Source organism: Methylomonas sp. Kb3, from assembly GCF_002834115.1.
Lineage (GTDB): Bacteria > Pseudomonadota > Gammaproteobacteria > Methylococcales > Methylomonadaceae > Methylomonas > Methylomonas defluvii.
On record NZ_PIZT01000009.1, the window covers coordinates 1 to 22,918 of the forward strand.

The window sequence follows — 22,918 nt, forward strand, 5'->3', positions numbered from 1 at the left end:
GAGGTCCGCGGTGCGCAATTACGAAATACTATCGCTAACTTACGGAATTAAGCACTAGGTTGGATGGAACCAAGTCAGGTCATCAAATTATTGGCGGAAATCGGCATCATTTTGCTGTTGTTTGAAGTCGGGCTGGATACCGACATACGCCAACTAGCAAAATCCGGTTGGCAAGCCTTGTTTGTCGCGGTCAGCGGTTTTTTGTGGCCGTTTGTGCTTGGTTTCGGTCTCAGCCATTGGCTGTTTGATCGTAACTTGCTGGAATCGCTATTTATCGGCGGCACCCTGACCGCCACCAGTATCGGTATTACTGTCCGCGTGCTTACCGATTTAAAACGTCAGCACAGCCGGGAAGCACAGGTGGTATTGGGCGCGGCGGTGATTGACGACATACTCGGCGTCGTGCTGCTGGCCGTACTGTACGATTTTTCGCAGGTCGGACAAATCAACACAGCCAATGCCCTGCAAGTCATCGGCTTTATCGCCATGTTCTTCGTTTTGGCGCCGTTGTTTGCTAAAGCTATTTCCTTGCTGATCCGGCAATTTGCCAAAATCAGCCAGACCGACGGACTCATCCCCACGCTGATTGTCTCTCTTGTGCTGTTTTTCGCCTGGTTAGCCCACGAAATGGGCGCCCCGGAATTGTTGGGCGGGTTTGCCGCGGGACTAGCGCTTTCACGGCGCTTTTTTCTGCCGTTTGCTATGGCGTTGCATGAAGATCCGGATTTTACCGGGCGTATCGAAGCTCAGATGCGGCCTATCATCCAATTATTCGTGCCGATATTTTTCGTGATGGTCGGGCTTTCGTTGAATCTGCGTGAAATCGATTAGGCCTCGCCGTTCATTTGGTGGTTTTCCGCCAGCCTGTTGGCTGTGGCTATACTCGGTAAAATGCTGGGTGCCTTAGTGCTACGCGGACCTTGGACTGAGCGCCTGGCTATCGGTATTGCCATGGTTCCACGCGGCGAAGTCGGCCTGATTTTTGCCTAGCTCGGCCGCACATCAGGTATTATGGTCAACGAAGTTTACGCGGCGCTGATTATTGTCATAGCCATGACTACCCTGTTTGCGCCCGTGTTATTAAAAGGTTTTTACCGCTACGTGAAATAAGTCGATTGCTCTATTTCTTAGCGGTATTAACCTAGGTCGACGGGGCAAACCAACGTCGTCCACGGAGCGAACCATGCTAGAACACGGAGATACCGGACGCCTGCATATCGTCTTGATCAGCATCCACGGCCTGATACGTGGGCATGATTTGGAATTGGGCCGCGACGCCGATACCGGTGGGCAGACCAAATATGTCGTGGAATTAGCCAAAGCCTTGGCGAAACAGCCACAGGTCGAGCGGGTGGACTTGATTACCCGGCGCATCGTCGACAGCGACGTCAGCGACGATTACGCAGAAGCCGTCGAAGCATTGGCGGAAAACGCGCAGATCGTGCGTATCGATGCCGGTCCAGAAGGCTATATCCGCAAAGAAGAGCTTTGGGATCATCTGGACAGCTTCGCGGATAATCTTTTGAGTTGGCTGCATCGTCAGCCACGCTGGCCGGATGTGTTGCACAGCCATTATGCCGACGCCGGCTATGTTGGCGTGCGACTGGCGCATTTGACAGGTTTGCCGTTGATTCATACCGGCCATTCCTTGGGGCGGGACAAGTGCCGTAGGTTGTTGGCACTGGGCCTGGCAATGGAGGAAATCGAGCAGCGTTATCACATTTCCCGGCGCATTAATGCGGAAGAAGATACGCTGAGCAATGCCGAGTTGATCATCACCAGTACCCGCAACGAAATCGAAGACCAATACGAACTTTACGATTACTACACCCCGGAGAAGATGGCGGTCATTCCGCCCGGCACGGACCTCCAGCAATTTCACCCGCCCAGCGCCAAAACCGCGGATTCGGCGTTTGCCGTATCACTCAATAAATTCTTGTACGAAACGGATAAGCCGATGATTTTGGCCTTGTCCAGACCCGACGAACGCAAAAATATTGTCACCTTATTGGAAGCCTACGGCGAATCGCCGCGTTTACAGGCGATGGCTAACCTGGTGATCGTCGCCGGCAACCGTGACGACATCCGGGAAATGAACGACGGAGCGCAAGGCGTGTTGACCGAATTGTTGCTGGTGATCGATTGTTATGATCTGTACGGCCGGGTTGCGCTACCCAAGCACCACAGCGCGGACGAGGTCGCGGAGATTTATCGTCTGGCGGCGGCAGCCAAGGGGATTTTCATCAATCCAGCCCTGACCGAACCGTTTGGACTGACACTGCTGGAAGCGGCCGCCAGCGGCCTGCCGCTGGTGGCCACCGAAAACGGTGGCCCGGTCGACATCATCGGCAACTGCCATAACGGGTTGTTAGTGGACCCGCTGGACAAAACCGCGATTGCCGAGGCCTTGCTGAGCATACTAGACAATCCCGAGCGCTGGCGGACACTGTCCGCCAACGGACTACGGAATGTAGCCCGCTATTATTCCTGGGAGGCGCATACTCAAGCCTATCTACAAAAACTGCAGCCGCTGTTGCAACATTTCGAACGTCTGCCGAAAACGCCGCCGGTGGGAAAAGTGGGCCGGCTGCGGCGGCAGGCGATTTTTACGGCGATGGACAACACGCTCTTGGGGGATGACGAGTGATTGGCACAATTCGTCAACTTGATCAGGGAGAAGCGACGAAAGTGTCTGTTCGGTATCGCCACCGGACGCCGGCTGGATGCAGTTTTGGCGATTTTGAAGCAAAAGCGGATTCCCAAGCCGGATATTTTGATCACCAGCTTGGGTACCGAAATCTATTTCACGTCACAACTGATTGCCGATATTGCCTGGAGCTATCATATCGATCATTTGTGGACGCCACAGGTGCTGCGCCGTGTTCTCGGCGGTCTGCCCGGCCTGACACCGCAACCCAAGCGAGAACAAAGCCGCTTCAAGATTTCCTATTATTACGATAGCGAGCGTGCGCCGCCGATGGACGAGATTCTGACCTTGTTGCGCCAAAAGGAATTATCGGTGAATCCCACCCTGTCATTTGGGCAGTTTCTGGACATCGTACCGGCGCGAGCCTCGAAAGGACAAGCATTGCGATATGTTGCCCGGCAATGGAATATTCCACTAGAGCGCATCCTGGCGACGGGCGGCTCCGGCGGCGATTGCGACATGGTGGCAGGCAATACGCTGGGCGTGGTGGTCGCCAACCGCCATCGCGAGGAACTGGCGAATTTAGCTGAGGTGGAGCAAGTCTATTTCGCCGAGCGGTCAAATGCCTGGGGCATACTGGAGGCCATCGAACATTATGATTTCTTCAATATCTGACAAAGCGCCAGTGTCATGCAGACGCGTATCCTGATTTGCACCGACTTGGATCGTACCCTGTTGCCCAACGGCAGCCAGCCGGAATCGCCGGGTGCGCGCGACATTTTCCGGCGCTTGGTTGCGCGCCCCGAGGTGACGTTGGCCTATGTCAGCGGCAGGCACCGCGAACTGGTCGAGGAAGCCATGCTCGAATACGATTTGCCGTTACCGGATTGGATCATCGGCGACGTCGGCACCACGATCTACAGAGCGGGCTCCACAGAATGGCAGCATTGGACCGCCTGGGAAGACAATATCAACAGCGACTGGCGTGGTCTGATGGCCAAGGACTTGCGGCCCTTGTTTGACGATTTGCCGGATTTGCGCGTGCAGGAACAGGCCAAACAAAACCGTTTCAAACTTAGTTATTATCTGTCGATGCAGTGTGATACTGAGGCTTTGCGCCAGGAAATGGCTAGTCGGCTGGAGGCTCAAAACCTGGCGGCCAGCCTGATTTACAGCGTGGACGAAGCCTCGGCGACCGGTTTGCTGGATGTGCTGCCGGCCCGCGCCACCAAGCTGCACGCCGTGGAATTTTTGATGCGGCATCAGGGCTTCGATATTGGCGATACGGTATTTGCCGGCGACAGCGGCAACGATCTGCCGGTGATTGTCAGCCGGATACCGTCGGTGCTGGTCGCCAATGCTGACCGTGCCGTGGTCAAACAGGCGCAAATCTTGATTGAGCAAAACAGCAACCAGGTGGCTTTTTATCTGGCGCGAGGCGGCTTTTTGGGCATGAATGGCAATTACAGTGCGGGTATACTCGAAGGCATCGCCCATTATCTTCCGAAAACCCGGTACTGGATGATGGAGACCCATGAAGATTGATCGCAGTATGGCCGTTTTCTGCACCTTACAGTTCAAGCGTCTTGCAGACAACGGCATGATGCAACAATTGCTGCGGGGCTACTAAGCTCGCAATGGGCGCCAATGCCCATCCCAGTTTCGCATTCGTTACGCCATGTTGCCACATTAACTCGAACAGGTTACGGTCATGTACGAACAAGTTTCCCACTCGCTCTTGAACGCCATTCTGGATGATCTGAAGCCGGAGATTCGGCGCCAGGATCTTCGGCACTTCTACACCCGGCTGGGTGCTAATTTTTATGCGATTTATTCGCTGTTTTTCAACTTATATGGTCACCGCGAGGATTTCAAGGCACAAATGCTGCGACTGGTGGAAACCATGGCCAAGGGCTATATTGATCGATCCGCCGAGTTGGAACGGGTCGACATCGAACGCGAACAGGATCACAACTGGTTTCTGTCGCAGAAATGGGTGGGCATGGCCCTGTATACCAATGGTTTCGCGGACAATTTGGCTGATCTGGCCACCAAGATCTCGTACTTTCAGGAACTTGGCATCAATTTGGTGCATATCATGCCGATTCTGATGTGTCCGACCGGTAAGAGTGACGGCGGCTATGCAGTCAGCGATTTTCGGCAAATCGACGACAGGTTGGGCGATTTGAATGATCTGCGGCGGGTGGCTGAGGAATTCAGGAAACGCGATATCCTGCTGGTGTTGGACATCGTCATGAATCATACCTCCGACGAACACGACTGGGCTGCCAAGGCGGTCGAGGGCGATAAGCGTTATCAGGATTACTACTTTGTTTTCGACAATCGGGAAATTCCCGATATGTTCGAGCAGACCATGCCGCAAATTTTCCCGGAATCAGCCTCTGGCAACTTCACCTGGAATGAGAAGATGCAGAAATGGGTGATGACGGTGTTCCAGCATTATCAGTGGGATTTAAATTACAGCAATCCAGAAGTCTTCATCGAAATGCTGGATATCATCCTGTTCTGGGCGAATCAGGGAGTGGACATCCTGCGGCTGGATGCCGTCGCCTTCCTGTGGAAGAAAATCGGTTCTTCCTGCCAGAACGAACGCAATGCCCATCTGATTCTGCAACTGATGAAGGATTGCTGTCAGGTCACCGCGCCGGGCGTGCTATTCATCGCCGAAGCCATCGTCACGCCGCTCGAAGTCATCAAATATTTCGGCGAGGACGCGATCATCGCCAAGGAATGCGAGATCGCCTACAACGCTACCTTGATGGCCTTGCTGTGGGATGCCATCGCCACGCAAAATACCAAATTGCTTTATCAAGGCGTCAAAAACCTGCCGGCGAAACTGGAACGAGCCACTTGGCTGAATTATGTGCGCTGCCACGATGATATAGGCTTTGGCTTTGACGACAACGACATCCGGGCCGCAGGATACGATCCCTATGCGCACCGGCAGTTTCTAGTCAATTATTTCAGCGGCCAGTTCGAGGCGTCGCCAGCCAGAGGGATGGTGTTCATGCGTAACGAAACCACCGGAGATGCCCGTATCAGTGGCTCGCTGGCGTCCCTGGCGGGACTGGAGGCGGGTCAGGAAATGAATGACCAGGGCTTGATCGATACCGCGATCAAAAAGATTCTGTTATTGCATAGCCTGATATTGTCTTTTGGCGGTATTCCCTTACTTTACAACGGCGATGCGCTCGGCGTCGTTAACGATTATGGCTACCGCGACGACCCCGGCAAAAGCGACGACAACCGTTGGATACATCGCCCAAAAATCAACTGGGACCGAGCGGAATTGCGAAAAAAACTGGGCACCACTGAATATAGCTTGTTTAATGCCATGAAAAAGATGATAGCAATCCGCAAGGAAACCTCGGCGTTCGCCGACTTCAACAACCGGGAACTGGTCGAGGTCGATAACCCGCATTTGCTGTGCTTCATTCGTTTCAATCACGACCGGCCATCGGAACGCGTTTTGGTCGTCGCCAATTTCGACGCCAACCCGCAATATCTTGATTTATATCTGCTCAGGAGTCGGGGCATCGATCCTTTTGGGCAATTCGTCGATTTGTACAGCGGCGGCAAGCCGGCGCAATATGATAGGCGGATGGTGTTGCAGGGTTATCAGTTCTATTGGTTGACGGAAATATAATCATTAGATCACCCGACATTGACTGACCATGATCGCGTATATTGGCTGAATAGCCTGTAAAATCTGTAGCGGCATTGCTAATAATGCGGATTATGTTGCCCACGCTTTTACCGTTAGCTCGAGAATAAACGGTCGCTTGTTCGATGCTAAGATCCAAGGGACGGAGCCCACCAAGCTTTAGTGATGATTATGAAACTGAACTCTGTTTTTCTCCCACTCTTACCGACAATTTCTGTCTTACTCTGCACGCTGCTGCTATGGTCGCCTGTATGTCGTTCCGCTGCAGATTTTCTGAAAGTGGATGGCGCGACTATCAAAGACAATCATGGTATGGGTAAGGAGGTTCATCTTTACGGCACCAACCTGGGTGGCTGGCGGGGGCATGAACCCTGGATGTCGCCATTAGCCGGCGCGTCAAATGAATGGGATGCGCGAAATATTCTTAACAAGCGTTTTGGTAAGGATGCCGTCTGGGAGCTCTACCAAGCTTATTGGGATTCATGGATCACGGAAACCGATTTTAAGAACATCGCCGCCGCCGGTCTCAACTGTATCCGATTGCCCATCTATGCGCTAAACCATATGGATGACGGAGGCAACTGGCGACTGGACGATACCGGCGCCATTGATTTATCCAGGATTGAGTGGACGGTCAACAAAGCTCGGGAATATGGGCTGTACACCATCCTTGATCTGCATGGTGCGCCGGGTTCACAAAACGGAGCCCATCACTCAGGCCGGCAAAACGGCACGCTGCTTTATTCCACTCCGCTCTATCAGAATCAACTGGTGGAATTTTGGGAAACCCTTGCCATGCGCTTTAAAGACAATGCGGGTGTAGCCGGTTATGACCTGCTAAATGAACCCTCGGAAACCTTTCCCGGCGGGATGGGGTCTGAGGTGGTCACTCTATATGATCGCCTGTATCACGCTATCCGGGCGATTGATCCCGACCATATCATCATTATGGAAGCCATCTGGTGGTGGAACACCCTGCCGAATCCTCAAGAAAAAAACTGGGAGAACGTCGTCTATTCTCTGCACTATTACCAATGGCAAAACAATGAAGACTTCATGGTCATGAAGAATGCCGTGGACGGGTGGATTCAGGACGCGAAAAAATGGGGTGCGGAATATAACGTACCGCATTTTATAGGAGAGTTCACGTTGTTCGGCAATGCCGAATCCTGGAATTACGGCCTTCAGCAATTTACGGAATCCGGCAGCCATTGGACTACCTGGTCGTATAAGGTGTTGGGCCGCAATAATTGGGGCATGTACAACACCGCAGAGCAGAATAGCAATGTTGCCGATATTGCTACGGATGATTTCAACACGATCAAGTCCAAATGGAGTCGATGGAACACGCCGGACTATTTCTCGCCCAATCCTACAGTGATCGAGGCCATGCAAAAAGCAACCTTAGGCCGAAACCTGAAACGCCCCACTCAAACCGTTACCGCTAAATCAGAAAATCAGGCTGAACAAGAGATTATTTCCGGTGTTAATTTAAATATAGCGGTAACGGAATGAGCTTGAAAACGGGTCGGTTTATCGATGGTGTTTGCATACTACCCTACGAGTGCACTCTTATCCTTTCGGCAAGGAGAGGAAACAGCAGAACTGAAACCATCGCAGCACTGACCAGAACTGCGGCGCGGTCCGGAGACATCAAGCCGGACGAAACCCCCATCTCGGTAATGACGACAATCATGGGTAGGCCGGTGGCGGAATAAAGGGCAAAAGGCAGCCTGTCTTTTTTTGATAAAACTTGATGGTAAAGCAGTATCGGAGCGCCACGAATCAGGATCAGCAGGCCCAATAAACAGATAATCTGCACGGGAACCAACGGATTCGCCCAAAGCGCACTGACATCAAATTTCATCCCGGAGACGATGAAGAAGATGGGTATTAAGAAGCCATAACCGATGGCATCCAATTTCTGACGCAGAATCACGCCATGGTCGCCTTGGCTGGCAAGGCTGACCACCATGCCGGCCGCGAAGGCTCCGATCACCACATTCAGCCCGAACTCGCCGGCCAAAACCACTAATAACGCTTGGAGCGCAATGCAGATTCTCACCGGCAATTGGCCACTGCTTTGCATGGTTTGAGCCAGGAGATTGATTAAAGCAGAGGATCGCGCATTGATAGCCGTATCCGCAATCACAAAGGTAATCCCCACGAAGGCCACGATGAACACAGTATGCAAAAAGGTACTATGGGTCGGGATGATCAGTAAGGAGACAACCATGAGCGGGCCGAATTCTCCCATCGCCGCAGCCGAGAGAAGCAGCTTGCCAAAGTCCGAATTCAAAATGCCCTCGTCGCGCAGGATCGGCGCCAATATTCCCAGCGCAGTGGTCGACAAGGCGATGGCAGCCAATAAGGGCGGCGCCTGAATCAGGCCGATGGCATGCACAAAAAACATGCACACCATGGCTACCGTAAACGACAGAAACCAGCCACCAATCGCCAGCGCTAAGGGTTTGCCGTGAATTTCGCCGAGATTAATTTCAATGCCCACCATGAACAGCAAAAACGTCAGACCTAGCTCGCCCAACATGCCCACTAAACCGTCAGGGGATACCCAATTGAAAATATGCGGGCCAATCAGCATTCCCAAAAGCATTTCCACCACCACCACCGGCATACGCAGGCGAGTGGGTAATCTGGCGAGCAAAGGCGCGAAAGCCGCCACCAAAGCAATGACAAATAGCGCTATTCGGTAAGATTCCATAACTGTCTCCTGATGGGGCGGGTTGGCAATGTGGGGAGTATCAAGCGTTTTCAATGAACCATTCACTGAATCCGTTCTTTTCGCAAATCGTTTTCCAACAACGCTTCATAAACGGGCGGGCACCCCAACCAATTCGCGATTAGCAATGCGGTAAAACAGGCGGTGAATAGCGGCAAAATCAACGCGTAATCACCGGTCATCTCGATGATTAACACAATGCCGGTCAAGGGCGCTTGCACCACGCCACTAAAATACGCCGCCATACCGACTACGGCAAATAATCTGGGGTCTACATCTAATGCGGGGAAAGCCAGTTGGGTGGACACACCGACACCCCACCCCAACAGCGCACCCAGCACCAGGATCGGCATAAAAATTCCCCCGGCCGCGCCTGAGCAGGAACTGCCAATAGTCAACACGAATCGGCTGATAAATAACAGTCCGATGGTCTGCAATGTGAGTTCTTGACCGACGAGAATATCATTCACGAAATCATGCCCACCGCCCAATAACTGCGGTGCATACCAAGCTGTGGCAGTCAACCCACCAGCCAAGATTAGCCACCAGATCGATCTTGACCAAGGTCCCAGGGTGATCAAGCGCTGTCCCCACAATAAAGTATGGGTAAACAAGCCAGCCAACAGGGCTGATAACAAGCCCAAAGCTACGAAGGCAATGAGCTGACTAAGCGGCGCAGCAGCGACATGGGCGAAATGGAAGACTGATTGTTGCCCAAGTGCTAAGCGGCAAACCATATCAGCGGTCAGACAGGCAATGGCAGCGGTAATGAATTCAAGCGACGAGCAGCGCCTTTCAAGTTCTTCCAGTACAAAGGTCAAGCCGGAAAGCGGAGCATTGAATGCCGCCGTGAGGCCGGCACCGCCGCCGGCAGCGATCAAAATCGTATGATAGTGCTTACCATCTTTAGGCCAAATATCGGCTAACCCTTGCCCTATAGAGCTGCCCATGTGCACACAGGGACCGGCCCGGCCAACGACTAGGCCGCCAACGCTGCCAATGACCATACTGAAGAACTTGGTAAGCAGCACCCGTACCCAACGGAAGTGCCGGTGCCCAATCAATACCCCCTTAATATGGGGAATGCCACTACCGCTTGACTCGGGTGCAAATTGCCTGACCATTCCGGCTGAGATACTCACGGTGACTAGCGCTAACCCCAGAACCATGCCCATGCCAAGGTGGCTGTTCTGATGGGAAAAGTCGAAAAATTTATGTCGAAATGCTTCGGCGCTATTCATCGCAAAATGAAATGCTACCGAAGTTCCGCCGGTCAGTAAGCCGAGAACGATTGCTTGGGGTATCAAACGGTTCCGCTGCCGGTTAAGCTCCGCCGCTGACGCCGGCTGGTGTTCTGATAAGTCACATTTCAACAACCTTCTCCGGTTCAGGTGGGGGAATTTACGTTTATCGGGCTCACGACACAGTAAGTAATTTCCAATGGCCGTGAATTAGGTTGCGGCTCGGGTTTTAGATAATCCTGGTCTTTTTAAATGCATTGAGGAGCAGCAGAAATCGATCAGGCCGTTAGCATTTTAGTGATGACTCAATGTTGAAGCAAACAATGTTTGCATGAACATATTGCCGCAAAAAATCACCTATCCTAATCATGTGTATTGAGGAGACTATCGTCTTCTACAGCTTATTGTGAATGGTGTTGCCAGGGGACAGAACAACATCGCAAGAGGATATTTTGTCGCCTATTTTAGAGTATTAGGGTGTCGAGCCACTCGCCCCTGATTGCGATAATAAATGTCTGAGCAAGACAATCTATGCGGGTCCGTTTCAAAATCATGTCCGCGGATACTTCGGGTTGAATTATCGGAGCTGATTGTATAGGGATGCGACTTAGGGCAATGTACGTGCGTTTGCTTGTTACTGTCAGCAAGGCGTTTTGATTGACTAGATTGAGCTACTGGCTGCGGATTGTGCTGTTCGCAACCGAAGATACATAGCAAACTGACAAGAAATAGCACATCAACATAAAGCATGTGGCTCATAAAAACACCAAGGGTTTGGTGACGTTCGGACTAGCTGAGTAATCGCGATATTAGGTACACCATTAAAAACAACTAAACTCGGCTACCATTAGGATTCCATACTTTCCGACGCCTCGTAGACTAACAATTCCACTAAATCATTGAACTCAGTGATCAGTGTGATACCGGGCTCCTCAAGCAGTTTGGGCAACTTCGGATCGATGACGAAGGCATTGTCCGCTAGCCGCAACATTTCCAGGTCATTAAGGTTATCGCCGACCGCCCAGATCAGTTCGACAGGGGGCAGTGTTTTATCAGTCAAGAAGCAACGCAAAACATTGCTTTTACAAATGGAAGTCATTGCATCACTTTCGTCAGGCAAGAAAGCCGGATTGATTTGAAGTTGCCCATTGCAGACGCTTCCCTCGAAGGTCAAGGTATGAGCCAAGGCAAAATCAGCAAATATGCGGCGTCTGATGATATCGGCAGCAACAAAATAGCTGTCGCTGACTATGCCGACCATGAAACCGGCTCGCCTTGCCTGCTTGACGAATTCGATGACGCCAGGACGAATTTCCATTGTACGAGCCACCTGTTCGAATTGCTGCTTGTGAACAAAGCGAAACAACTCGGCTATCCGCTCGCTACGGGTTATGGCATCGTCGTGGGGCGTATCCAGCAATTGCATCAGTGCCGTTTCATTTCCGGTATTGCGCGCCAGTTCCAGCGCAAAGCGCGAGGGCGTTATGGTGCCGTCCATGTCCAGCAAGACCAGGGAGCGCCGACCCTTGCGCAAGGTCAGTACGTAGTCAATGCTAGCCGCGACTTGGCGTTGGCTCTCATACATGGCTATCACCTGTTCAACGTGCAGACGTCCCGCCAGTTTGGCGCGGTTAAAAATGACGCGGCTGACTTCATTGGCCATCAGCGATAAGTCTTGCAGCGGCTGGCTATCATGTTCTAACGAACCGATATCGACTTCTGCCAGATGGGCACCGGCCAAATGCGCGTCAAGCAATAAACCGGCATCCACGCCATAACCATCTTCGAAGCTTAGCGTTTGCAGCAGGCATTTGCGCGCAGCGATGATGCCGCCCAGCGGTTGGGATAGATAAGCTAGTTCGGGAAAAAAGACCTTTAGCATCGGTTTGGCGGTGAGTTCCGTCACCCGGCCACCGCCACGCCCGAAGCGGGCTTTGACAAAGTCCGCGCTTTCATTGAGCAGCGGCAAACAAAGGCTGGTGACAATACCGGGACGCAAATTCCTCAGATCACCGTCCAGGTAAACGACCAGATCATGAGCGGCTGCCGCCGCACCGTCACGCATCGACGCGCCTTTTCCTAGCATACTGCTGGTCAGAACCTGGGCGCCTGCCTGTTGCGCCAATATCGCTGTGTTGTCTATGGAGCTATCGTCGACGACAATCACTTCGGCCGTTGCCGGATCGGCCAGGGCGTAAGCGACCACTTCCCGAATGCGTTTGGCTTCGTTCAAAGCCGGTATCACGACGGTGGCGCAGGCGTTCGCTTCGCGGGGGAGATAGATTCGATTGGATTTCTGTCTCTTAACGGATACCCGGTGACCATATTTCGATTTCATACGTTATTCCTAGTCATTTGCGGCCTCGCAGTTGAGACCACGATTTTAGGCAATCCCTACTCAGCTTATCCCTGCGGCCACAGTGACATTCCGGACATCGGCAAAATTTATCGAGCTCTAGGCAGTCGTCGACGAAGATTGATCGATAGGGACCGCATCATGTCGAGCGCAACAGGATGCCAGCGACAATAGGGAGGCAAGGCAAATCCAGTAGATAAGCCGTCTCATGTGATTTTTTGAAAACATTCTAGTTTCGGATTCTATGCTGCTTTGTAAGTATTGCTACGGAAACCATGGGGACTTGAGCAAGCGCGAAACAGCATTTGTCTTTCTGTTTCGCGTCAACTCAAAAAGTTAGTTGGCAAGCTAAGTGACACAGATCAACTCAGGTTAAATTTTTGAAACCACATCAAGCCTTTTCACAACGGTTGATCGGCTCTTAGACTTGCCGAGGGCATTATAATAACCGCATAATGTTGATGCAAACAATGTTTGTGTAAACATATAAAGACAAACTTAGGAATCCTTGTTTTCTCCATGAATTGTGTTTTAGCAGGTAACCACAAACTACGCACAAACCCTTGGAATCAACCTGACCACATTAACGCTTTGGTGGATAATGATGTCTTTTAATGGCAATTTTGCCGAACATAAATCGTAACGCAATGGACAAAACCGCACTGCAAACTCGGAAAACCGACGACTCCAAACAATGGCCTTATGAGGTCTTGAAACAGTTTCGCCTGATTTTTAAGGCTGTCCAACAACATTCCCAATGGGTCGAAACGCATTGCGGTGTCACCAGCGCGCAACTGTGGGCACTTTGGGAATTGTCAAAAACGCCCGGATTGAAGGTCACCGAGTTGGCTAAAGCGATGTCGATTCATCATTCCACCGCCAGCAATATGCTCGATAAACTCGCCAAGAAAGGTTTGATCCTGCGAGAACGCGTGAGTGAGGACCAGCGGGTCGTCACGGTGACTTTGACCCAGGAGGGTATTGACTTACTAAACCAAGTGCCCACCCCGCCTCAGGGCATACTGCAACATGCCTTATTTGACTTACCGGAAAATGTTCTCAAGTCTCTGGCCAAGAATCTGGATGTCCTTGTCCAAGAGATGAAAATCAAGGATGACGAGGCGGCTATGCTGCCGATTAACGCGCTGCCTAAAAAACCGCTTTCCCCTAGAAAGAAGGCATGAGCATTTCGACCTATCCCGCAGCTATAGCAACAGGGTTTGCTTTTGTGACATCAATACGGAATATTGATACCCGAGAATAACCAGTGGCTCAGAAGACAATCGCTGCGTAACTGAAATAGAAGACTGTATGAAAGAATTAAACAAGATTTTGCTCGGTTGTTTAACGGGTGCCGGACTATTGTTATCGTCGCCCAAATTGCTGGCGGAGAGCTTATCTCAATCCCTGGACTTGAGCGAACATTGGGTAGGTTATCTATGTGTCGGCCTGTTTGCGATCGCTTATCTGCTGGTAGTGCTGGAAGAAGTCTTGGAATTACGCAAATCCAAACCGATGATGTTGGCTGCGGCTCTGATTTGGGTGGCGATTGCCCTGGTTTATAAAGACCAAGGCATGTCTCCGGTCGCGGAAACGGCGATTCGGCACGATGTGTTGGATTATGGTGAATTGTTGCTATTCCTGATCGTCTCGATTGCTTACATCAATGCCATGGAAGAAAGACGGGTTTTTGATAGCTTGCGGGCCTGGCTGGTTAACAAAGGTTTGAGTTATCGCCAACTGTTTTGGGTGACCGGAGTCTTGGCGTTTTTCATCTCCTCGGTGTCCAACAACATGACGACCGCGATGCTGATGTGCGCGGTCGTCATGGCGGTTGGCAAGGACAATCCCAAATTTGTCGGCATTGCCTGCGTCAACACGGTGGTAGCCGCCAATGCCGGCGGTGCGTTTTGCCCGTTCGGCGACATCACCACTTTGATGGTCTGGCAAAAAGGTATCATCGATTTCTGGGCGTTCTTCAAGTTGTTTGTGCCTTCGGTGCTTAACTTCTTGATTCCCGCTGCCATCATGCATTTTGCCATTCCGAAAACCCTGCCGGCGCCTCTTCATGCCCAGGTTGTCACGCGTCGCGGCGCCAAGCGTATCGTAGCGTTGTTTCTGCTCACCGTTCTCACGGCAGTCGGCTTTCAGAATAGCCTGCATATGCCGGCAGCAGTGGGCATGATGGCTGGCCTGACCTATCTGCAATTTTTCGGCTATTTTCTGCATATTACTCACAGCGACGAACCGGAGTTGGGCTTGGATCCGATGTCCGGCGAGGAAAACCCCACTGCCGACGGCGAGGATAGTATGCGCTTCGACGTCTTTCATCATTTGGCGCGCATGGAATGGGATACCTTGCTGTTTTTCTACGGCGTGGTGCTGTGTGTGGGTGGTATGAACTTTCTCGGCTATTTACGCCATTTATCAGAGTTTCTGTACGGCGAACTCGGCGCAACGCCTGCCAATGTCTTAGTTGGCCTGATCTCGGCCTTGATCGACAACATTCCGGTAATGTTTGCAATCTTAGCCATGCGCCCCGAGATGTCCGAAGGTCAATGGCTGCTGGTAACGCTGACGGCCGGTGTTGGCGGCAGCTTATTGTCGGTCGGCTCGGCAGCAGGCGTGGCGCTTATGGGCCAAGCCAAGGGCATTTACACCTTCATGACTCATCTGAAATGGACGCCGGTGATTGCCCTAGGGTATTTGGGCAGCGTGGCTGCGCACTTTTTAATAAATTCCGCGCTTTTTTAGGTGAAGCGTATCCGGCAAGTATGCTGGATACACGAGGCTTATCCACCTAAAGTTCCGCATGTGCTTGGGCGTCGATTAGCTGATTCGTGGTCATAATGGACAAGAACTTGCCCAACTATCCGTCCAAGCGAGACAGCCGCATAGGCTCTTTCATCGTAAAGGCCACCAGCATCGACACGGCCGCGCATGCGCTAACGTAGTATGCAAACCATTCCGCGTGTCCCAGGCTTTTCAGCCAAAGCGCCAGATACTCGGCAGTGCCGCCGAATATCGCTACGGTCAAGGCATAGGGAAACCCCACCCCCAAGGCCCGAATATGCACCGGAAACAGCTCGGCTTTGACGATGGCGTTAACTGACGAATAGCCCGAGACAATCAGCAATGCACAAACATACCAGCCCAACGCCGAAGCCATGGTTTGCGCGTGGCCCAATAGATCAAGCAATGGCGCCGTAAACAGGGTTGCACCGGCGCCAAAGGCAATCAGCATCGTACGGCGGCCGAGGTAATCCGAAATTAATCCGAACAACGGCTGCAGCAACATGAACACGATCAAGGCCAGCGTGCAGATTGTGGTGGCATCGTCCTTACTAAAGCCGGTGGTGTTGACCAGATACTTTTGCATGTAGACGGTGAAGGTGTAATACGACAAGGTCCCGCCGGCGGTCAAAGCCACCACCGTCATTACCGGTTTGGGATAGTTCAGCAGTTCCCGTAGCTGGGCGCGTTGGCCAGTAAAAGTCTGTTGTTCGACAAAAGCCGTGGTCTCGGCCATATTGCCGCGTAAGCCCATCGCCACCACCGCCAACAAGCCGCCGACGATAAAACCGATGCGCCAGCCCCAATCATGCAGCTCTGCGCTGCTCAGCAGGCATTTTTGCAGCAACATCAATAAACCCAACGCCAGAATTTGCCCCAAGACGATAGTGACGTATTGAAAACTGGAGTAATAGCCGCGCCGCTGGGGTGCAGCCATCTCGCTCAGATATGTCGCGGAGCTGCCGTATTCGCCGCCGATACTAAACCCCTGCAACATGCGGGCGAACAATAACAAGGCCGGCGCCCACATACCAATTACCGCATAGCCCGGCGTGCAAGCGATGATTAACGATCCTAAACACATCAAGCTGACCGAAAGCAGCAAAGCGCTTTTGCGGCCATTACGGTCCGCCAGACTGCCGAGCAACCATCCACCCAAAGGCCGAAAAATAAAGCCCACCGCAAATATCGCCGCATTGTTCAACAACTGAGCAGTTTGATCGGTTTCCGGGAAAAATGCCGGGGCAAAGTACAAGGCAAACGCGGCGTAAATGGCCCAATCAAAATATTCCACCAGGTTGCCAACCGAGCCGCTGAAGATATTGAACAGCCGCCTTGTTTCCGAGTACGGGTCATTGGAATGAGACATGTCGTTTAAGCCGATGAGTTTTTGCACATCTTAACTTACGCCCCCCGTTGAACCACACCCATTTCGATGGCGTGTAACAGAGCCGATCCATACCTCAACGGCGGGGCCTGGGGGATTTAGGTGATTTCACGCATTCCCAAACAAAATACGCCAAATCACGCATTTTAGACATCCGGTTTCGAAGCAGCGCACTCCCCGGCTCGACAATGCGTTTGAGTGTGAACAACTGTAAGAAAATGATTTTATTTACTTTTTTAAAACCCTAAACAGACAAGCCGCCTAAATTAACGACTTCGGAGCAGTTCTTGCTTAGTTTTGAGTTTGCAAAAAAAGCGGGGCCGCTAGGCCGAAAGCATTAACGGCAAACCGTAAGACCTTTTGTAAACTGGGCATGTAAAACTAAATCGATGAGCACAGAGTGTATTGACGACGGCCAACAAGACCTCACCCGCCTGTATCAGGACCACCACCCCTGGCTGCTGCAATGGTTGGAAAAACGGGTGCAGGACCGCCTGCAGGCGGAAGATCATGCCCAAGATACATTTCTGCGCGTCATCGCCGCAAAAGACACACCAAGTCTCAACGAACCCCGCGCCTACCTGACCACTATCGCCAAACGCCTGCTGATCAATCACTGGCGGCGCAACAGCATCGAACAGGCTTACCTGGCGAGACTCGCGGCCTATCCCGAGGAGCGGGTCATTTCGGCGGAGGATAGCGCCATCGTGCTCGAAGTCTTGCGGGAAATCGACGAACTACTCAATCAACTACCGGCAAAAGTGCGTAAGGCTTTTTTGTTGGCGCAACTCGACGACCTCACTTATGCCGAAATCGGTCGGCAATTGGGCGTCAGTGACCGCATGGTCAGAAAATACATGGCACAAGCCATGTTTCAGTGCCTGAACGCCGGGTTTTAATCCCAGATGCAACAAAAACGCCCCCTGGAAATCGACCCGCGCATTCTGGCTGAAGCAGCCGAGTGGTTTGCGTTATTCCGATCCGGACGAGTGCAACCCAAAGAAACCGCACAATGGCAAGCCTGGTTAGCCGCACATTCTGACCATCAAACCGCTTGGTCCAGAGTGGAATTTCATATCGAGCGCTTTAAAGCGCTGCCACCCAAAGCCGCTTTAGCCGCCTTGACGGCGCCGGATTTGCAGCGCCGACGCGCTATCAAACATTTGGCATTGCTCGGCGGCGTCGGCTTGGCGAGCTGGCAGTTTTCACGTGCCGGCTATTGGCAAGCCTGGACGGCGGATTACCATGTCGCGCAAAGCCAAATCCAAACGATCACCTTGGCGGACGGCTCGACAGTGGTGCTGGACAGCGGCAGCGCCTTGAACGTGGCATTCGGCGCTGATTTGCGGCGCTTGCAACTGGTATCCGGGGAAATTTATATCGAGACCGCCAAGGATAACGCAGGTTGGCAGCGCCCCTTTGTGGTCGATACCCAGGATGGCCGGGTTCGGGCGCTGGGCACCCGCTTTAGCGTCAGCCAACAAGCCGACCGCAGCGAGGTCACAGTGTTTGCCGACAGCGTGGAAATCCAGCCCGCCCATACGAACAGCCCTAAACAGCGGCTACATGCCGGACAAAATACCCGGTTTGCAGCTGATCGCATCGAACCCATACAGCCAAGCAAACTGGACAAACCCGCCTGGAGCCAAGGCGTCATCGTCGCCGACGACATCCCGCTCAGCGAGTTTCTGCTACAACTGAATCGTTACCGGCAAGGCTACGTCACCTGCGCGCCGGAAATTGCCGACATGCGCATCATCGGCTCTTTCCCGCTCAAGGATACCGACAAAATCCTCGCCTCGCTGGCTACCAACTTGCCGGTCAAGATAACAAACCCGCTGCCGTATTGGGTTAAGGTCTTGCCGCGCTAAGCGCGCCAGACAACTTAACATCGCTATACACCGATATTAGTTGACTGCACCTTGCTTGAGAAAATACCATACATCGTATGGCATACAGGCAAAAACAAGTATATTTCTCTCCTGAAAAAAACGCTTTGCTAAAAGCGGAAAGAGGGATTGGTTTTGAGGATGTCTTATTAGCCATTGAAATGGGACATGTACTCGATGATTTGGCGCATCCAAATTCTGAAAAATATCCCAATCAATCGGTTTTTATCATCTTAATCGCCATAAAAAATTATGTTTACATCGTGCCTTACGTTGAAGAAGAGAACAGCATTTTTTTAAAGACGATTATCCCTTCCCGAAAAATGAATAAACGTTACAACAAGGCGGCAAATGATGACTAAGCTAAATTTAGATGCTTTTGAACAAGACATTCTCGATAGTGTTGAAAACGATGAATGGTGCAGTAAAGGCAATATTCAGGAGCGTCTGGTAGAACTGCAAGATTTTTTGAAACACGAAAAGAAAAAATCAGTTTCCATCAGACTTTCTGAAAACGATCTTTATGCGTTAAAGAAAAAGGGACTGGAAAATGGCGTGCCGTATCAAAATATTATTCAAATTTTGGTGCATCAATATACGTCTAACAAAATTCATCTTGATGTTTCATGAGTGAGCTACTTCCCATCTCCTCAATCGACTTGGCCGTTCCTTGATAAGCCAGCTACATCATCCTGTCACGCATTTCGAAATGATCCTATCGTCTCGGTAATCGCTCCCGGCATCTCCCTACCTCCTGCAAATCAAGCTTACGTAGCGTGGCTCAACGGTTGTCGTGTTGGGGTTCGAGGCGCGCTCCACCCTATGCATTTACACCAAAAACTCAATTTTTTTTACAAAAAAACAAATACTTAAAAAATATTTCAAATTTTTTCAATTTCCAGTTCCGCTTTTTCAGTCTCGATTGACATAGGTAATGACAACCGCATTTTTTAAAGGAGATAAAACCGATGTCATCGACCCAACGCCCAGGCACCCCAGGCTCACAGCCCTCTCGATTGCACCTGGCTATACAAGGCATTCTACTGGCCTCCGCATTAACCCTGTCCGGCCCCGTCCATGCGGAAAGCATTAACGACCACGCCAGCATTAAGCGCAGCTACCATATTGGCGGCGGCTCTTTGAGTCAGGCCCTAAGGCAGTTTGCGACTAGCTCCGGACTGCTATTTTCAGCGGAAGCCACATTGACCGACGGCAAAACCACTAGCGGGCTGGATGGCGAGTACACCGTTGAAGAAGGCTTTAGAAAGCTGCTGGCGGGTAGCGGTTTGACTTATAGCTTTACCGGTGAGGACTCGGTGGCGATCAAACCCGTGGATTCGGGGAGTAATGCGGCATCGACGATGCCGGCGGTGACGGTTTTGGGGAAGGCGGTTTATGACTCGACCGATCCGTTTAACAAAGCGTATTCAATTCATGATGCTAGCACTGCCACAAAAACGGATACTCCCCTAATGGAAACGCCTGTAAATATTCAGGTCATACCTAAAGCGGTGCTTAATGACAAACAGGTTATTCAAATGTCTGAAGCTGTTAAATACGTTAGCGGAGTTGTTACTAGTTCAGGTTCTGGGGGGCTATCTGACGATATCTGGTTAAGAGGTTTTCGTTCTTCCACCTATTTCAGAAATGGCTTCAGGATCGACAATCAATATTCATCCATTGGAACCCGCCAAATGGCTAATATAGAACGAATTGAGATCATGAAAGGGCCCGCATCTATCCTGTATGGCCGGATGGAGCCAGGAGGCATGGTAAACGTCGTTACGAAACAACCTTTAGCAACACCCTATTATTCGTTGCAACAACAATTCGGATCTTGGGACTTATTTCGAACCACCGTTGATGCAACGGGCCCAATAAACGCGGATAAATCACTGCTATGCCGATTTAATGCTTCCTTTGAAAGTAGCGGGTCGTATCGAGAACTGGTTAATAACGAGAGAACATTTCTAGCGCCTGTTATTACATGGCATTTAAGTCCGCGAACTCAAGCGACTTTAGAACTGGAATATCGCCACGATAATCTCAATTACGATCCGATGGTTTGGCCCTATGTCAACGGACAATTTATCAATATGCCGAAGAGCCGTAACCTGATGGAGCGTTCGCCAAATCCGGTTGAAGAAAAATTGGTTGGAATAAATTGGTCACATGAATTCAATGATAATTGGTCTGTCCGTCATCGCTTTAATGCCAATCTAATGGATCGTACCGATGCAGCGGTTCTACCGAACAGTTTCGAACTAACGAATGACAATACGCTCGACCGAATTTTTTATACCGGACCTCAGCATCAAAATACTTATTACACGACATTAGATTTAAGTGGGAATTTTGACACCTATGGGCTCAATCACACCCTAATTGTCGGTGGCGACTACTATCGTATTGATAATTCTGGGGCTTTTCTAAACAGTACATCTTTCCCATCAGTGAATATTTATAATCCTGTTCACACATCCTCGTTAGCCTATGATCCTGCCACCTACTCTCCTTATGACAATAGCACTGACTATTTTGGAATTTATGGGCAAGATCAGATAACTTTGCCGTTTGGCGTTCACATCATGGGCGGACTTCGATATCAATATGTCAAACAAAAAGACAATATCTTGAATCAGGGTTTGACTGCTGATGATGCGGTTACTCCAAGGGTTGGTGTTTTATGGCAGCCGAAGGACTGGCTAAGCCTATACGGTAATTATGTGGAAAATTTTGGTGTATCAAATGCTCAATCTGTTTCACTTAAGCCGTTACCACCTGAGAGTGCTCAGCAATGGGAAGTGGGTGCCAAAACAGAGTTTTTCGGCGGTCGATTAAGCGCCACCTTAGCTTATTTTGATTTGACCAAGCAGAATGTTGCCACCACAGATCCGACTAACCCGCTCTTTTCTGTCGCCACCGGTGAAGTGCGATCACGAGGTCCGGAAATTGATATTCGTGGCGAAATTATGCCGGGAATGAACCTGATCGCGACTTACGCGAATCTTGACACACTCGTTATAAAAGATAACGGCGGTCGTCAAGGTATGCGTCCTTATGCCGTTCCTCGGAACATGGGTAGCCTTTGGGCCACATACGATTTTCAACAGGGGGCACTTGAAGGTTTGAAGTTAGGTGGAGGGGTCTCTCTAAGAGATTCTTCCGTTGATTTTACAAATGTCTACAGTAACGCGGGTTATGCCACTGTCGACTTACTGGCTGGATATAGCTGGAAAGTGGGGCGTTCAAAAATATCAGCTCAACTGAATATTAATAACCTGTTGGATAAGGAATACCTTCAAGACGTGTCTTTTACTCCTGCTGGCCCCGGAACACGTGTCACTATCGGTACGCCAAGGTCATTTCTTGGTTCATTGAAATTGGAGTTTTAACTCGGTAAGTTGGGCTTGCGTAGGTTGGGGTGAGGTAACGAACCCCAACATTTGACCGGTTTGAACTTTACAAATCATTAGCTGTTTTGTTGGCTGCAATGTCTCGTTTTCATGTTTGGCTGGTGGCTCAACGGTTGTCGTGTTGGGGTTCGTGCCTCACCCCAACCTACGCTCCCCAAACCGTTTGTTGTTTTCGGGGGAGGCGGTGCCCCACTCGGCGGGCAATGTGCCGGCGTTTATGTATTTATGGATGCTGGAATGTAACCAATCGGCTGGGCGGGTGACGTAACCGTGTTTGACGGGGTTGTAATGGATGTAATCGATGTGGTGGCGAAAATCGTCTTCGTCTTGGATGGTGTGTTCCCAAAACCGGCGCTGCCAGATGCCGCGCTCGCCTTTGCTACGGCGGCTAGCGTTGATGCGTTCTGTTTTGGGGATTTGTCTGGAAAAACCGGCTTTGATCAGCATCCAACGGGTCGGGTAATCGGAATCATTGGGCGGCAGGGTAAATATGGCGTGCAAATGATCGGGCATGACCACCATGGCGTCGATTTGAAATGGATGGCGGCTGCGCACAATGCGAATGGCTTCGCGGAGTGCGTCGATGTGTTCCACCAATAAGTGCCGCTTTCTTTCCGCCAGGTTAACGGTAAAAAAATAACTGCCGCCTTCGCTGAAATGACGTCGGTATAGCATGGTAGCCGTTGGGTTGGGGTTTGGGATGTTTGGAAATATAGCATGGGAGTCATGATGAAAATTCGCCCGTTTTCGGTTTTGCTGCATCG

The 22,918-nt window shown here is 51.1% G+C and carries 18 protein-coding genes; 13 read left to right on the forward strand and 5 right to left on the reverse strand.

Annotation, left to right across the window (positions count from 1 at the left end):
* Positions 1-63: 63 nt before the first annotated feature.
* The 6 genes from CWO84_RS06940 to CWO84_RS06960 all read left to right on the forward strand — a co-directional run bounded on the left by CWO84_RS06940 (position 64) and on the right by CWO84_RS06960 (position 7,847).
* Positions 64-831 (forward strand): cation:proton antiporter, encoded by a 768-nt coding sequence (locus tag CWO84_RS06940; RefSeq protein WP_240617988.1) that lies wholly within the window; start codon positions 64-66, stop codon positions 829-831.
* 352 nt (positions 832-1,183) lie between these two features.
* Positions 1,184-2,647 carry a glycosyltransferase gene (locus tag CWO84_RS06945; RefSeq protein WP_346426962.1) on the forward strand — a complete coding sequence of 488 codons (1,464 nt, stop codon included), beginning with the start codon at positions 1,184-1,186 and terminating at the stop codon, positions 2,645-2,647.
* A complete protein-coding gene (locus CWO84_RS25245) occupies positions 2,648-3,322 on the forward strand; it encodes an HAD family hydrolase (protein WP_346426963.1) in 675 nt (224 codons plus the stop codon). It begins immediately after the preceding gene.
* A 15-nt stretch (positions 3,323-3,337) separates the two neighbouring features.
* Positions 3,338-4,192, forward strand: coding sequence for an HAD-IIB family hydrolase (locus CWO84_RS06950; protein WP_101052146.1), 855 nt, complete (start codon positions 3,338-3,340; stop codon positions 4,190-4,192).
* A 166-nt stretch (positions 4,193-4,358) separates the two neighbouring features.
* A complete protein-coding gene (locus CWO84_RS06955; protein WP_101052147.1) occupies positions 4,359-6,314 on the forward strand; it encodes an alpha-amylase family glycosyl hydrolase in 1,956 nt (651 codons plus the stop codon).
* Between the two features lie 183 nt (positions 6,315-6,497).
* The gene (locus CWO84_RS06960) at positions 6,498-7,847 is read left to right on the forward strand and encodes a cellulase family glycosylhydrolase (protein WP_101052148.1); all 1,350 of its coding nucleotides are present in this window, start codon (positions 6,498-6,500) and stop codon (positions 7,845-7,847) included.
* A gap of 43 nt (positions 7,848-7,890) precedes the next feature.
* Here CWO84_RS06960 and CWO84_RS06965 read toward each other — a convergent pair whose 3' ends face one another.
* The 3 genes from CWO84_RS06965 to CWO84_RS06975 form a co-directional block, all read right to left on the reverse strand.
* Positions 7,891-9,120 (reverse strand): cation:proton antiporter, encoded by a 1,230-nt coding sequence (locus tag CWO84_RS06965; protein ID WP_240617989.1) that lies wholly within the window; start codon positions 9,118-9,120, stop codon positions 7,891-7,893.
* Positions 9,117-10,445, reverse strand: coding sequence for a H(+)/Cl(-) exchange transporter ClcA (gene clcA / locus CWO84_RS06970; protein WP_101052150.1), 1,329 nt, complete (start codon positions 10,443-10,445; stop codon positions 9,117-9,119). Before clcA ends, CWO84_RS06965 begins: the two co-directional genes overlap by 4 nt.
* A 715-nt stretch (positions 10,446-11,160) precedes the next feature.
* Complete coding sequence (locus tag CWO84_RS06975) at positions 11,161-12,651, reverse strand: HAD-IB family phosphatase (protein ID WP_051670056.1); 1,491 nt, start codon at positions 12,649-12,651, stop codon at positions 11,161-11,163.
* A 665-nt stretch (positions 12,652-13,316) separates the two neighbouring features.
* Between CWO84_RS06975 and CWO84_RS06980 the strand changes: the two genes are divergently transcribed.
* Positions 13,317-13,853 carry a MarR family transcriptional regulator gene (locus CWO84_RS06980; RefSeq protein WP_101052151.1) on the forward strand — a complete coding sequence of 179 codons (537 nt, stop codon included), beginning with the start codon at positions 13,317-13,319 and terminating at the stop codon, positions 13,851-13,853.
* 127 nt (positions 13,854-13,980) lie between these two features.
* Positions 13,981-15,423, forward strand: coding sequence for a sodium:proton antiporter NhaD (gene nhaD / locus CWO84_RS06985; protein WP_101052152.1), 1,443 nt, complete (start codon positions 13,981-13,983; stop codon positions 15,421-15,423).
* 115 nt (positions 15,424-15,538) lie between these two features.
* Here nhaD and CWO84_RS06990 read toward each other — a convergent pair whose 3' ends face one another.
* Positions 15,539-16,831, reverse strand: coding sequence for an MFS transporter (locus tag CWO84_RS06990; protein ID WP_033157238.1), 1,293 nt, complete (start codon positions 16,829-16,831; stop codon positions 15,539-15,541).
* A gap of 407 nt (positions 16,832-17,238) precedes the next feature.
* Here CWO84_RS06990 and CWO84_RS06995 point away from each other — a divergent pair, with 407 nt between their 5' ends.
* The 5 genes from CWO84_RS06995 (at position 17,239) to CWO84_RS07015 (ending at position 22,133) form a co-directional block, all read left to right on the forward strand.
* Positions 17,239-17,748, forward strand: a complete 510-nt coding sequence (locus CWO84_RS06995) for a sigma-70 family RNA polymerase sigma factor (RefSeq protein ID WP_101052153.1) — start codon at positions 17,239-17,241, stop codon at positions 17,746-17,748.
* 6 nt (positions 17,749-17,754) lie between these two features.
* Complete coding sequence (locus CWO84_RS07000) at positions 17,755-18,720, forward strand: FecR domain-containing protein (protein WP_101052154.1); 966 nt, start codon at positions 17,755-17,757, stop codon at positions 18,718-18,720.
* 77 nt (positions 18,721-18,797) lie between these two features.
* The gene (locus CWO84_RS07005) at positions 18,798-19,100 is read left to right on the forward strand and encodes a BrnT family toxin (RefSeq protein ID WP_101052155.1); all 303 of its coding nucleotides are present in this window, start codon (positions 18,798-18,800) and stop codon (positions 19,098-19,100) included.
* Positions 19,093-19,368, forward strand: a complete 276-nt coding sequence (locus tag CWO84_RS07010) for an antitoxin (RefSeq protein ID WP_101052156.1) — start codon at positions 19,093-19,095, stop codon at positions 19,366-19,368. Before CWO84_RS07005 ends, CWO84_RS07010 begins: the two co-directional genes overlap by 8 nt.
* A gap of 338 nt (positions 19,369-19,706) precedes the next feature.
* Positions 19,707-22,133: a TonB-dependent receptor gene (locus tag CWO84_RS07015; protein WP_101052157.1), complete on the forward strand. Its 2,427-nt coding sequence runs from the start codon at positions 19,707-19,709 to the stop codon at positions 22,131-22,133.
* Positions 22,134-22,289: 156 nt separating this feature from the next.
* Here the strand turns inward: CWO84_RS07015 and CWO84_RS07020 are convergent, their stop codons facing one another.
* Positions 22,290-22,829, reverse strand: a complete 540-nt coding sequence (locus tag CWO84_RS07020; protein ID WP_033157045.1) for a transposase — start codon at positions 22,827-22,829, stop codon at positions 22,290-22,292.
* Positions 22,830-22,918 lie beyond the last annotated feature (89 nt).